A 13,602-nucleotide genomic window follows, 5' to 3' on the forward strand; every position below is an offset into this window, starting at 1 on the left:
AGAATAATGCTCGGATAATAATGAGTACGCATCAAATTCCAGAACAGCAAACCCTTCATTCGATTCTCTACGCGCGTAGGTACTCATCATTTTCTGACAATCCCTTAATGTAGGCCAAAAAAACACATGCCGGTCCAGGCAAGCCCGAAATTGTTCCTGTGTGATTGAAGCATCTATCATACTGTTAGAAATCCTCAGATGAGCATTTATGGTAATAGAATAATCATGATAGTTTACTATCTCGGCCTTTAATCGACGATCACCTGCGAAGAAGGGATTTATTTTATGACTGGAAAAAAGAGCGTCGAAATGAGCAATAGCCTGTAAATTCCTTACTCTTGTAAAATGATATAAGTACTTCCTGCTTTTTGATTTTGTTATTGTATTTACAACAGCATCACTCATTGTTTTGCTCCTCTAAGCGTTTGGATTCATGTTAGTTAATTAAAGCATTCGGTGGTATATCGGTTAAGGTTATCTATAGTTCTATTATAATTAAAAAAGCCGCGATTTACGCGACTTTGCATGTAACAATGATTTTCCGAAACCATTTTTGCTCGAAGTCAACGATTCCGGAAAATCGGCTTTCTTTTTTCGATAAAAGCTTGAACGCCTTCCCTTACATCCTCCGTTTGAAACACTTCGTCAAACAACTCTGCTTCCCGATCGATCCCTTCGGCAACCGTGTGATCCAATCCGTAGTCGACGGCTTGTTTAATTCTAGAAAGAGCCTGCAGCGAATGTCTGGCAATCTTGGCCGCCAATCGTTTAGCCTCTTGTAACCCTTCTCCACTTGCCGCCACTTTGTTTACAAGTCCGATCCGTTCGGCGACAGCGGCCGTTACCGGTTCACCGGTGAACATCATTTCTTTGGCTCGGGCTTCACCGATTAATCTGGGGAGTCTTTGTGTGCCACCCCATCCCGGAAATAAACCAAGCGTAATTTCGGGAAGTGCGATTTGGGCGTGCTCCTCGGCGATACGAAGGTCACAGGTTAGGGCAAGCTCACAGCCCCCTCCGAATACGACGCCGTTTAACACAGCAATGGTAGGCTTCGGAAATGAATCGATATCGTTCAACACCTGATGATTGTCAAGAACAAAATCTCTGACCCCGTCTTGACCGATAAGCTGAGGGAACTCCTTAATATCTGCACCGGCGGCAAAAGCGCGATTTCCCGCGCCTGTTAAAATGACCACAACGGTATCGGAGTCATCCCGAAGTTCAAGAAAGGTGTCGTGCAATTCGCCAATCACTTTCCTGCTTAAGACATTCAAAGGGGGATGGTCGATTGTTACGACGGCGATCCTGTTTTCTTTCGCTACTTGAATATGTTCAGCCATGTTTATGTCCTCCCTATTTGTGATTCATTTCGATCTCTTTTAAATAATAAACTCGCCCCAATAAAGGGACGAGTTATTAATCCGTACTAAAAGACCGGCACATTGAGCTGATCCGTGTTTTTTAGAAATAACTCAATTCCACCCTTTAGCAATAACCGTTTTCTTTACGTTTTTAAAATACCTTTCTAACAAACCTAATTCCTTTTTACGTTTGAGAGTGCGTTTAATACCGGCGATCAGTAGTGTTGATCTCAATTCATCGCGACGGTTTAACGTATGTAACCTCTTTATGAATTGCTCGTCCATGTGACCATCCTCCCAATTGTCAGATAAATAGAGAAGTAGGATTTCTAACTTATCTACATTATAAGCTCACTTAGGAAAAAAGTTTGTCATTCTATGCGGTGAAAACAAAACTTGTTTTTGTCGACTATTAGGTGTTCAGCTAAAATAATGCATTAATTTGACAAATGTTGAATCATCGCGATTTTTATATGAGGACCTTGGTTTTTGAAAACAAATCACAAACTCTCTCGAATGGCTATTGCTCATCCTTATGGCGGAAACGAGTTACAAAATAAGGACGGGTTCCAAAACAAAAAAATGGCACACAAAATTATACATCCCACGCTTGCAACCAAACCGAAGAGGGAACATTTCCACTTCATTGAAAGACCTCCTGCTTCGAAAACGTATAGTCTTAGATAATATAACATAAAAGACCAATCCACAGTGGATTGGTCTTTTATTCACTGTTCTATCTGCTTTTCTTTGGTATCTTCTTCTAACAGTCCCTTCGTTCCTTGCCTAAATTCCTTAATCGTTGTACCGAATGCACGGCCTAACTGCGGAAGCTTAGAAGGACCGAATAAAAGTAAAGCAACTGCGAAAATAAGGATAATACCTAAAACGCCAATGCCTGATAGCATGATGATCACCCACCCGTTTCCAAATTAAAATTTAACCAACAAAGCAGTCACATACATAATAAGAATTCCTGTAGTTAATCCTCCAAAATTTAACCAAGAAACAGGAGAAAGACCTCTTTTCTCGGATTCTTTAAGAATCATTTTGGAAATAACATAAATGACCTGTAAGATAGCACCAGCACCAATACCGAAGAATAGCGCCGCTAAAGTATCGTTAAATATGAATCCCCCTGCCCACGTTCCAATAATGGCTGGACCGCCGGCTATCAAGGCTAATGTGACAAAGGTTTTCCAATTGGGCCGATCCTTAAGTAACGGTGCAGCAATTCCCACGCCCTCCGTGATATTATGAAGGGTAAAACCGATGATCAAGAAAGTTCCCAACGCTGCCTCTCCGACCGCAAAAGCAGATCCAATGGCAAGCCCTTCCCCAAAATTATGAAGACCAATACCTGTGGCGATTTTGCCCGATACCCTTCTTCCCTCTAAAGAAGTATTACTTAGTTTACGTTCATTAGACTGATCCACCGCTATCAAGAAGAGACAACTCAGCAGTGCACCAAACCACACTAAGCCGGTACCTTGAAATACGCCTGGAGCCTCCGAAGCCATTTCAAATCCTTCTTCAAAGGTATCAATCACAAGAAAGAACAAAAGTCCTATCGTCAATGCAAGAATAGCATGCATGCCTTTAACTGAAAATCTACGTAAAAATGGATACCACAATAGTCCTAGCCCTACAGGAATAACCCCCACGTAGAATCCTATTAATGCATATTGCCAAAAAAGCTTTCCATTTGGTTCAGGTGTTGCAGCTGCCGCAGCCACTTCACCAGTAAATATCAAACCATTCGAGGTGATTAGTTTAACTTCATGTGGATCTCCTTGAACCCACGGGTATGGAATTTTTACTGTTCCTTGTTCAAATCTTTTTAAAGTATCACTTGGTGAAAAATCTGCATTCCAAAAGGCCCCATCAACAACGACTTGAGCAATGGTTATTTCCTCCGGTCCTGAATTTAGAACTTTAACTTGAATTCCTTCAGAATTTAGCGTGATTTTTTCCACATTCAGGACTTCAATTGGAGCTGCAGGCTCACTCTCAATTCCTGTACCCACTTTTGCAATCGTTGTAATAATAGCAATTAGCAAAATCAGTGGGAGAATTCCCCATAAGATAGCTTTGAAATTGATTGGAGAAACCTTATTTTCGTTTTGAACATTGATACTCATCGCACTCTTTCGCCTCCTTTATTACTCAGCTATGAAGAAGCCCATCCAACCAAGCTCGGCAAATTCACTTTGATGGGCATGGAACATGTATCGCCCAGGAGTCGGAAAAACAATTTCTAAAATGCCTCGTTCTCCCTGACATTGCATAATGGTATCTGTAAAATGGGGACGTGCTTCAGGATCGGCACCTGTTGCATAATAGTTAAAAAAGTTAGCGTGTAGGTGAAAAGAATTAATGGGATCAAACTCAGTAAGATTGCTTAGATAAATACGTACCAATTCCCCGACCTTTACTTTAATTGGCTCTTGCTGATAGGCGAATGCGTACCCATTCACCGTGTAGACTTCATTTTCGCCATCTAGGTCAAGATCATAGCCATTCATAAGCATGTTGAATTCTTTTGCAACAGCTCTTGGTTTCTTCGGATCAATGATGAAATTACCATAAAGTCCTTTATGAATATGTCTGGCGAGAGGAGCAACATGACAATGGTATACATGCATACCAGCTGGCTTTGCCTCAAACTCATAAGTGAAAGAACCACCTGAATTAACGGCTTCTAATCCGTCCATATTGGTAGGATGCATACCATGAAAATGGATAGAATGTGGATGGCTCGTTGCATTCGTAAACTTAACTCGGAGGATATCTCCTTCTGTACAACGAATAGTGGGTCCAGGTATAGTGCCGTTGAATGTCCAGCCGGGAAACTTGATCCCTTTTGCGATCTCGACGTTAGTTTCATAGGATGTAATTTCGTACTCCCGTAAGGTTTTTCCGTCAGGAAGTTTACTTACCTTTCCATAATCGAATGAATTGAGTGCTTTCTGTGCTGCTTTAAAACCTTCAGTTACAGCAGTACTCGGAACATAACCATGCTTCATTCCTTCATGTAATTGCTCTTTCATTGCATTATGAATGTCATGCTTATCAGCCGCTAATGCTGATTTACCAAATAAAGATGATGGATTCAGTAAAGCACTGCCAATGACTGCAAAAGCCCCAGCGGATCCCATCTTCAAAAGATTACGCCTTGATACCTTCTCACCCGGTTTACGGATCATCGCCATGTCCTCCTATTTTATTATTGCTTATTTACAATTTTTTTGCATGAGGGAAACATTTTAGGTAAATTTTTTTGTTTCCAATGGGACAAAAAGTTTGCCGAAGGAAACACTGATAACTTTACTATATGCCTTAAGGCATGGTTTGTAAACCCATTTTCCCTAAAAAAAAATTATTTTATATTGTCGTATAAGTTAACAAAAAATGATCAGCACAAGTGTTATTCCCAAACCTGCCCGTTAAAATAAAAAAGCCGCCATTTAGGCGGATATTAATCGGACTATATTCTTGTCATAAATTATGTAACCATATACGAAAATTTGTGTGTTGGACAATTATGATTTGATTCAATCAATCTTGAATGCTCGGATCATTCTGAACAATTGCTGCATAGTTCGTCTCAAATTATCCCGCGTTTCATCTTGATCCATGGCCTGCTTAAGCGTCATTGGACCACTTACAATTGGAAAATACGCCGTGATGCCAAGCTCGTTTAATACAGATGCATCTTTTGAAACCCCTCCAGCCAAGGCGATGACTGAAATCCCCTGTTTTTGTGCCATTTGAGCAATACCTAGTGGAGCTTTACCCATGGACGTTTGTCCATCTAGCCTTCCCTCCCCAGTTATCACCAAATCGGCTCCAATTAGCCTATCTTCCATACCGAGCGCGTCCATCACCAGTCTGATACCCGATTGAAGCTCACCCTTCAAAAAACCGGAAAAGGCGGCACCCAGTCCCCCGGCAGCTCCGCCTCCAGGAATGTCCTGAACTGTAATCCCAAGATCTTGAAACACGACATTAGCGAAACGAGCTAACCCTTCGTCCAATGTCATAACCATGGCAGAGTCCGCTCCTTTCTGTGGTGCGAAAACATAAGCGGCACCGTCAGGTCCATGTAAGGGATTACTGACATCGCATGCAACTTTAAATATGCATTGCTCCAACTCTGAGCAAACATGATCAGTATCGATGCTGCTGATGTGAAGCAAAGCTTCACCGCCTTCTCCGACAAGGTTTCCCCCTTCGTCTCTAAAGCGGTAGCCCAACGCCTGAAGCATCCCAATACCTGCATCGTTCGTAGCGCTTCCGCCGAGCCCGATCACGAATTCGCGACATCCCTGCCGAACTGCATCAAGAATAAGTTCTCCGACTCCGAAGGTCGTCGTAAACAACGGGTTCCTGTTTTCAATGGGAACAAGCGGCAAACCGCAAGCAGCGGCCACTTCGATAACCGCGGTTTGCCCGTTTCCGAGAATGCCATATGCAGCCTGGATCGGTTTCTTAAGCGGACCTGTCACCTGAACGGTTCTGAGTTGTCCGTCAGTGGCTGTAACGAGGGCTTGGACCGTACCTTCCCCGCCGTCAGCGAGCGGAAGAATGACAATGTTGGAATCTGGGTATACATCCCTTATCCCTAATGCGATAGCCTCGCTTCCTTCCAGCGACGATACACTGCCTTTGAACGAATCAATAGCGATAACAACCTTCATTTCACTAGACTCCTTCTTTCCTTTAGCTTCATAACGACAATAATTGCAATCGAGTGCGGAAAACTTCTAACAATGGAGCCTACTCTCCTCGGATATAAGGAATTGTAAGCGGTCCCAATGGTAACACGGCAACCGTCATCCTTTCACCGTATCTCTTCTTTAACTGCTCTAGCGTTGCATGAATGTCCCGAACTGGTTTGAGCATCGCTTGTTCGATTAGCGAATCGGGAAGCGACGAATAGACGAAGACGTCCGCCCACACCTGAATAACAGCCTGCTTTTGCACCTGCCACTGGTCGAAATGCGAGAAGGTGGGATCATTGATGAGCTCCAAAATTTCTTGCGGTGTCTTGCGCATCTGCAAAATACCCGCATAATTACCATGGTTCGGAATACCATCCGAGCATTCGGAGGCACAGATGATCGTGCCACCCTCCCGTACAATCTTATGTGCGGCACTCATGCCTTTGACAGCTTGGTACAAATTCTGGTCGAGCGGATAGCCGGAATTGGACGTAATTACAACATCGAACCGCTTCTCAACTGGGATCATCGCGTGCTCCTTAACGAAGTCGCAACCTTGTCTATGGGCTTCGAACAATTCGCCGGCGAACACCTGCGTAATTTCCTTATCCTTATTTAAGGTGACGTTCAACATGAAATCGGGCTTGCACATCCGATTAATTTCTTCAGCCATCTCCTGAAGCGGGTTTCGCTCCATCTGGCCCCAAGTGGCAAGCGGGTCGCCAATCATTTTGGCGTTATGAAACGTCAATATCGTCTCTATGCCGGCAATTCCAGGCATGATTCCTTTCGGACCACCCGAGAATCCGGCAAAAAAATGAGGCTCGATAAAACCCGTAACAATTTTGAAATCGGCTTCGGTATACTCTTTATTCAAATATGCATCACACCCGAAAGAGCTTCGCCCCACTTTCACCAGTTCATCCATGCGATGGCAATGATGATTAATAATCCGAATACGATCGACTACATCTTTGCCCAACATATGCTCGAACTCTAGTCTCGTCTGGTCACGATGGGTCCCCGTACCGTTTATGATGACAAAATTCTCCGGCGGCACGTGATTCAGCTCTTCAAGCAGCCACGGCACCAGCTTATGGTTGGGCGTCGGACGCGTAATGTCGCTGATGACGATAGCCACTTTATCCGATGGCTTCACCATGCTGCGCAGCGGTGGCAGACCGATCGGATGCTGCAAAGCTGCCAAAACAGCATTTTTTTCATCCGCGAGCCCTTCGAGATGAGCAGGTTCGATCACCGTCGAATGGTCGGGCACTCTGATGTTCAGAACATCTTTCCCATACTGGAGGAATGTCTCCATTCAAATCACTTCCTTCCGGCCTACTTGAGCGATTTTCTTGGCTAGCATCGGGCTGGAAGTCGTCATGTCGATAAGGTAAGCCCCTGGTGAGTCGTGCCACTTTGCGCCTAATGCCAGCAGTTCTTCTGTTTTGGATTTGGTCCGACTGAATATTTGTTGCTTATACCCTGCTCTAATCAAATTTTTGGCCATGCTTTTTCCCATAACTCCCGTACCGATGAAACCTATAGCAGCATTCTGCCTAATTGTTCCCATTCCCTATAATCCTCCTTAATGGGTGTCCACTTATTCTTCCTATTGCATATTCTATAGGATATCTTCACGTTAGAAAACAGGCACTTTTGATGGGCATTCACATGACGCATTATCTCACCCCAAGCATCTGCAGCAACACTTCCATCCGATTGCCCTTTTCCACACCAATTCCGTTCATCTCGAACATATCATGGAAAACAAGGTTTTGATTATGCCGAAGCGATATCTAAGGAAAGTGTTGATTCTCAAGGTATCTGCATGCATTTGTTGAAATCGATTTCAATCTAACTTATACTTGGTGTAGCAAATCACTCGATGTGTTTAATTTGGATAGAAGGTTGATACTCATGGATATAAAAATCAAAATCGTCGACGTCGCCACCAGAGCAGGAGTTGCTCCCGCTACAGTTTCACGCGTTCTCAATGACAGCAGCAAGGTTACGCCTAAAACAAGAGCGAAAGTCATGAAAATCATTAACGAGCTCGGTTATCAACCCAATGCCGCTGCAAAAAATCTTCGTTCGCAAAAAACAATGACAATAGGGGTGATTGTTCCTGATATCAGCAACTCCTACTTTTCCGAAATCATTAAGGGTATTGAGAACATCGCTTATTCCAAAAAGTATAAAGTGGTTATTTGTGATACCGAAAATAATGAAGAAAAAGAACTTGAATTCTTGAATTTGTTAACCACGCGTACCATCGACGGCGTCATCATGGTTGCACCCATGCTTGCTAACGAATTCATCTTAAATATTGCAAATCATGGGTATACCATTGGTATTGTTGGAAAGCAGATTGATCATGACCGAATCCCCTGTATCATAACCGATAATGTCAAATTTTCAATGCAGGTTGTAAGCCATCTAGTGGGACTTGGCCATCGAGAGATCGCATTCATTAACGGTTCTGCCCACGCTGTTGACAGTTATGATCGTTTAGAAGGTTATTTGAAAGCTTTAAGAGAGCATCAAATTCCGTTTCATCCCGAATTAATTGAAAACGGCAACTTTAATGAAACAGGCGGATATGAAGCTATTAAGCGGCTTTTTGCTAAAAAGATACCATTTACTGCTGTCTATTCAGCAAATGACGAGATCGCACTTGGCGTATATCGGGCATGTTCGGAACTTGGTATCCAAATCCCGAAGCAGCTAGCTGTAGTCGGGGTAGATAATAATCGAATCAGTAAATATATCACCCCTCCGTTAAGCACTGTAAATCAGCCCAAATATACCATGGGTGCGCTGCTCGTCGAGAAATTAATCGACATGATGAATGAGAACGAGTACGCGGAGAATCGCGTTTTTAAAGTGGATTCTGAACTGCTGATCCGCGGCTCCTCCGACTATAATAAAAATGGGCAGGAATGATACCCTGCCCATTTTTTTGCATGTTCAATTCTTATTAATTTGTTATTCGCCATAGAAAGGAACGATACTGTACCATCAGCAATATTCACCAGAATGAATTTCTCCCAACCAGCCACAGATGTACGGTTCGGAATCAGCGGACTAGCACCAGCGTTCTCAGCAGTTACATAATTGTTGTTCGTTACCGCTTTGATGCTGGACGTCCCGGCAAGGTTTGAATATGCTTTGAAGATATTCTGTAAGGTTGTGTTTGATTGGAAATAATTTGTTGAGAATTAAGTTAGTTAGTTTTGGTAAAGGCCCCAATTCCCGCCACCTGTACTTTGTAGGTCCAATTGGTCCACGATACATTGAGCGCTTCTAGCCCTGATAAGTTTCGTCCAACCGTAGGTCGATAGCGAAACGATGTTGTTCCAGTAGCCAAATGCTTCAACATAAATCATATGATCAGGGTCAATAGCACGTACTGCCTTGTAGAGCCGGTCATACATCTGACTAATGGACAGGTTGCTATTATTACTAACCGGTTCGTTCAAGAAATGTACTTGTTAGATTTAGATCAAGCAAAAACCACTTTTCACGATTCTGGCCTCTATATTCAAAACGGTTAAATGAGTTTACGTATTTCAAAATTATCTTCGAGTAATGCCCAGTTTTGCGGAAACGGATAACCCAGTACCCAATAACTGACCCCTCTCAAGTTATATTCCTTTACCAGTTCGAATTTGGCCTGGGCACTTCTTGCATCCTCGAACCAGACTTCATGTGTACGTTGTTTTTCATCCACATAACGATAATATGGCGTTTGTGACAGCCGATCGTACTTGATCTCCGCCCAATGTTGAACGGCTCGGCGAACAGCTTCTTGCATACTAAATGTTTCTGCCTGTTGTCCTTTTACATGAGGAAGCAGCCAATCGCGTGCATATAATTGAAAGCCCATAAATATTTTATTTCTAGGAATAACGGTGACCGCATAGTCGAGAACGCGTCGTATTTCGTTGATGGGGGATATGGACTGAGGAGGACCGAATCGGTATCCCCACTCGTACGTCATGAGAACGACAAAGTCGACAATGTCTCCATGAGCCGCATAATCGTGAGCTTCGTAGAGCAAACCCTTTTGCTCTGAACTGGTTTTAGGAGCAAGGGCAGAGGATACAAAAAAACCTTTCTCATGCAGCCTGCGAACAGCAAGTCGAAGAAATTGATTATAAGACTCTCGATCGCTTGGATAAACATTCTCAAAATCAACATTTAAACCAAGGTAACCTTTGTTTTCCATGATCGTTAAGATGTTGGTCACTAGCTTATTTTGCAATTCGGGACTGGATAAAATGGTGTGTGCCAACTTCGATCCGGCTTCCGTAGCGGAAAAATTGGTAATCGACATCACCGGAACTACACGATTCGCATATGAGGCTTCAATGAGTTTATCATCATCAATGGGGGTCAAGCTGGCATCGTCCTGAATACGATAACCAAAAGGGCATAAGTACGTTAGATGCATCCCATCCTTCCGAACCTGCCCTGCAGCCACTTCTCCGTATACATTGGTGTAACCATTTACATCGATGATCGGCTTCTGTTTCTCGGGGATTTTCAAGTTTTGACCCGGATAAATAAGCAATGGATTTGTAATCCGATTTACTTGTATGATGTCCTGCACAGTAACGCCGTAACGGTGGGCGATCGCCCAAAGTGTCTCACCCGGTCGCACGGCATGGTACAAAACCGGTATGATTAATGATTGACCAGGCGTAATTTGCGTGACATCGCTTATTAAATTTGTCCGAGCAATGGCCTCTACGGTGATGCCGAAACGGCCAGCAATCGTTCCAAGCGTGTCTCCTAATTGGACCACGTATTCGGGATAAGGCGCTGGAATGACTAATGCCTGACCAATGACTAAACGATCGGGAAATTGGAGCTCATTAACGGTGATAATCCGATTAGCATTCACACCATACCGACCAGAAATCAGCCAAAGGTTCTCTCCTCTTTGCACCACATGAATTTGCACCGTTTATACCTCGCTATCATTTTAAACTTCTATAGGTACTTTATTCCGCTAATGTCTCTAGTGTTCTAGGCGAGCACCCAATATCATGGTATCCTACTCTGCATTCCAGTTATTTCTTATTTCTGCCTTTGTTTTGTGCCGGTGGTATGAAATAACCTGTTCTTAATTCCTGACCAGACTCATAATAATTTCATGATATTATGCGGTTCGGGAGGTTTTAGGAATGAATATTAAAAACTGGCAAAGCTTCCTTGGCTTCAGGGCACGTGCGATTAAAGCAAAGAAACCTTTTCCACAACATACGAAATATAAAGCTGGGACCATTAAACCCAATCACGTTGACCAAGCACAGTTGGATCAGGCTGTCAAAGATTTATATGACAGTTGGAAGTCGAGTTATCTCATCCAAAATCCAACGAACCAAGATCAATATTATGTTTATTACAATCTGGAAGGGCAGGACATATATAAGTCGAGATCCATATCAACATCGGAAAGCCACGGGCATGGCATGCTTCTTACCGCTTTTATGGCTGGCTATGACCCGAATGCCCAAAGTTATTATGAAGGGTTGTTTCGATTTTACAAAGCTCATCCTAGTTCCAATAATCCCTTGTTAATGGCGTGGAAGCAAAATAAAGATGAAAACGGAAACATTATTAATGCTGAAGGCAGCGAATCTGCTACGGACGGTGATATGGACATTGCTTATTCTCTTTTGTTAGCACATAACCAGTGGGGAAATAAGGGAACTATCGATTACTTAACCGAAGCAAAGAAGATTATCCACGCGATATTGACCAATGATGTAAATCAGGAGGAGTGGTTTTTAAAACTAGGTGACTGGGTAAAGAAGGATACTACACCCAAGTATTATCCAGGAACCCGGCCCTCTGATTTTATGACTGAACACATGAAAGCTTTTCAAATCACTACAGGTAATTCCAAATGGACTTGGGTCGTCAATAAAACTTATGCCATAACTAAACAACTCTTTCATGGTTACAGCGCGAATACTGGGTTATTACCTGATTTTGCAGTAAAACGAAACAGCAAGTTTGCGCCCGCTCCCCCTGACTTTTTGGAAGGTCCGTATGATGGAGACTATTACATGAATGCTTGCAGGACAACATGGCGCATCCCTTTGGATTATATCTTGACTGGGGATCGAAGAGCCGTACCTCAATTCACAAAGGTGAACAGTTGGATCAAAAAGAAAACAAATGGCGATCCGGGCAAAATTCGTGCAGGCTACTATTTGAATGGTGATGATTTGCCACTAGCATTTAATAATCATCTGGCCTTTGTGTCTCCTTTTGCCGTTAGCGCGATGATTCATTCCAGAAATCAGGAATGGCTTAATAAGCTTTGGACGCACATGAAAAATAGCAGCTTTGAGAATAGCGATTATTACGGGAATTCTATTAAGCTGCTTTGTATGTTAGTAGCATCCGGTAATTGGTGGTTTCCCAAACCTTAAATTGATGCAATTAAAGCCCTGAAGATCCGGGAAGCTGCAACCATGCCTAAAAGAGCAGCCTGCGTAGATAATATTCTACGTCTGCTGCTCTCTGCTCGACAGTCTATCTTACAGCAAGCCCTTTTCGCGTGATCAAACTACTCGTTTCCAGTTAATGAACCCTAATCATCTTCGTATATCATTTTAACGCTCATCCCACCATCAACCGTCAGATTCTGACCAGTGATAAATCCAGCTTGTTCGCTGGATAAGTATAGACAAGCAGAGGCTATATCTTCTGGTTTCCCGACCCGGCCTACCGGATGTTGGTTTCGATCAGCTTCGGAATGGATTGGAATTTCCTTTCGGGAGGATAACTGCCAATCTCTAATCTCGATCCACCCAGGAGAAATAGAGTTAACGCGTATTCCATAGCTCCCTAAACTTATGGCCATAGCGTGAGTTAAAGCAGCAATCCCGCCTTTGGAAGCGGAATAAGCCTCTGTATTGGGTTCCGACATGAAAGCCCTTGTAGACGCCATATTAATGATAGAACCACCTTTACCGTTCTGTTTCATGATTCGGGCCACGGCTTGCGAACAGAGAAAAGCCCCACCCAGATTAACGGAAATCACTCGTTGAAACTGCTCTGCCGCGAGCTCTAATACATCTGCGTTATGCATAATACCCGCATTATTAACCAGCACATCAATTCCGCCCATATCGGTGGCCGTGAGTTCAATCCAATGACGGACTTCCTCTTCCCTTGAAACGTCCAACTTCATGAACATCGCATCGTTCGTATGTTGACGCAGTAGCTTAATCGTCTCCAAGCCAGCATCCTGATCGACATCCGCAATAGAGATACCATATCCTTCTATGGCGAAGGCCATGGCAATAGCACGTCCTATGCCTTGACCTCCTCCAGTTATCACTGCAATTTTCCCCATACAGATCACCTCCATTGATAATTTGGATAAAATTGTTTTCGATCTTCCTTCTGAAAAATGACCTTATTTCAACATTCTGCTCGTAATCGTAATAGCAGCTGCTTCGTCACAGCAGTTACTTAGTTGAATTTGA

12 protein-coding genes and 1 pseudogene are annotated in these 13,602 nt (G+C 43.3%); 2 read left to right on the forward strand and 11 right to left on the reverse strand.

Annotated elements, in window-relative coordinates; all coding sequences use genetic code 11:
- Positions 1–563 precede the first annotated feature (563 nt).
- The 8 genes and pseudogenes from BLT91_RS11180 to BLT91_RS11215 form a co-directional block, all read right to left on the reverse strand.
- Positions 564–1,343 carry an enoyl-CoA hydratase-related protein gene (locus tag BLT91_RS11180; RefSeq protein WP_090820768.1) on the reverse strand — a complete coding sequence of 260 codons (780 nt, stop codon included), beginning with the start codon at positions 1,341–1,343 and terminating at the stop codon, positions 564–566.
- 132 nt (positions 1,344–1,475) lie between these two features.
- Positions 1,476–1,649: a hypothetical protein gene (locus BLT91_RS31510; protein ID WP_175532243.1), complete on the reverse strand. Its 174-nt coding sequence runs from the start codon at positions 1,647–1,649 to the stop codon at positions 1,476–1,478.
- A gap of 443 nt (positions 1,650–2,092) precedes the next feature.
- Positions 2,093–2,272 carry a twin-arginine translocase TatA/TatE family subunit gene (locus BLT91_RS11190; RefSeq protein WP_090820771.1) on the reverse strand — a complete coding sequence of 60 codons (180 nt, stop codon included), beginning with the start codon at positions 2,270–2,272 and terminating at the stop codon, positions 2,093–2,095.
- A gap of 24 nt (positions 2,273–2,296) precedes the next feature.
- Positions 2,297–3,505 carry a ZIP family metal transporter gene (locus tag BLT91_RS11195; RefSeq protein ID WP_090820773.1) on the reverse strand — a complete coding sequence of 403 codons (1,209 nt, stop codon included), beginning with the start codon at positions 3,503–3,505 and terminating at the stop codon, positions 2,297–2,299.
- Positions 3,506–3,526: 21 nt separating this feature from the next.
- Positions 3,527–4,570, reverse strand: a complete 1,044-nt coding sequence (locus BLT91_RS11200; protein ID WP_090820775.1) for a multicopper oxidase domain-containing protein — start codon at positions 4,568–4,570, stop codon at positions 3,527–3,529.
- A gap of 348 nt (positions 4,571–4,918) precedes the next feature.
- Positions 4,919–6,064 carry a glycerate kinase gene (locus BLT91_RS11205; protein ID WP_090820777.1) on the reverse strand — a complete coding sequence of 382 codons (1,146 nt, stop codon included), beginning with the start codon at positions 6,062–6,064 and terminating at the stop codon, positions 4,919–4,921.
- A 79-nt stretch (positions 6,065–6,143) separates the two neighbouring features.
- A complete protein-coding gene (larA, locus tag BLT91_RS11210; RefSeq protein WP_090820779.1) occupies positions 6,144–7,409 on the reverse strand; it encodes a nickel-dependent lactate racemase in 1,266 nt (421 codons plus the stop codon).
- A gap of 12 nt (positions 7,410–7,421) precedes the next feature.
- Positions 7,422–7,664, reverse strand: a pseudogene (locus BLT91_RS11215) (NAD(P)-binding domain-containing protein); the annotation flags it as partial.
- Between the two features lie 353 nt (positions 7,665–8,017).
- Here BLT91_RS11215 and BLT91_RS11220 point away from each other — a divergent pair.
- Positions 8,018–9,037 (forward strand): LacI family DNA-binding transcriptional regulator, encoded by a 1,020-nt coding sequence (locus BLT91_RS11220; RefSeq protein ID WP_090821196.1) that lies wholly within the window; start codon positions 8,018–8,020, stop codon positions 9,035–9,037.
- Positions 9,038–9,321: 284 nt separating this feature from the next.
- On the opposite strand, the gene BLT91_RS32775 is transcribed toward BLT91_RS11220, so the two are convergent.
- Entirely contained in the window at positions 9,322–9,573 is a 252-nt protein-coding gene (locus BLT91_RS32775; RefSeq protein ID WP_254776896.1) for a glycoside hydrolase family 5 protein, read from the reverse strand.
- A 71-nt stretch (positions 9,574–9,644) separates the two neighbouring features.
- Positions 9,645–11,060, reverse strand: a complete 1,416-nt coding sequence (locus tag BLT91_RS11230) for a glycoside hydrolase family 18 protein (RefSeq protein ID WP_090820785.1) — start codon at positions 11,058–11,060, stop codon at positions 9,645–9,647.
- Positions 11,061–11,283: 223 nt separating this feature from the next.
- Here BLT91_RS11230 and BLT91_RS11235 point away from each other — a divergent pair, with 223 nt between their 5' ends.
- Positions 11,284–12,540 (forward strand): family 8 glycosyl hydrolase, encoded by a 1,257-nt coding sequence (locus BLT91_RS11235; protein WP_090820786.1) that lies wholly within the window; start codon positions 11,284–11,286, stop codon positions 12,538–12,540.
- 161 nt (positions 12,541–12,701) lie between these two features.
- Here BLT91_RS11235 and BLT91_RS11240 read toward each other — a convergent pair whose 3' ends face one another.
- Positions 12,702–13,469: a glucose 1-dehydrogenase gene (locus tag BLT91_RS11240; protein WP_090820788.1), complete on the reverse strand. Its 768-nt coding sequence runs from the start codon at positions 13,467–13,469 to the stop codon at positions 12,702–12,704.
- Positions 13,470–13,602 lie beyond the last annotated feature (133 nt).

The sequence above is a fragment of the Paenibacillus sp. yr247 genome, from assembly GCF_900103825.1.
Lineage (GTDB): Bacteria > Bacillota > Bacilli > Paenibacillales > NBRC-103111 > Paenibacillus_E.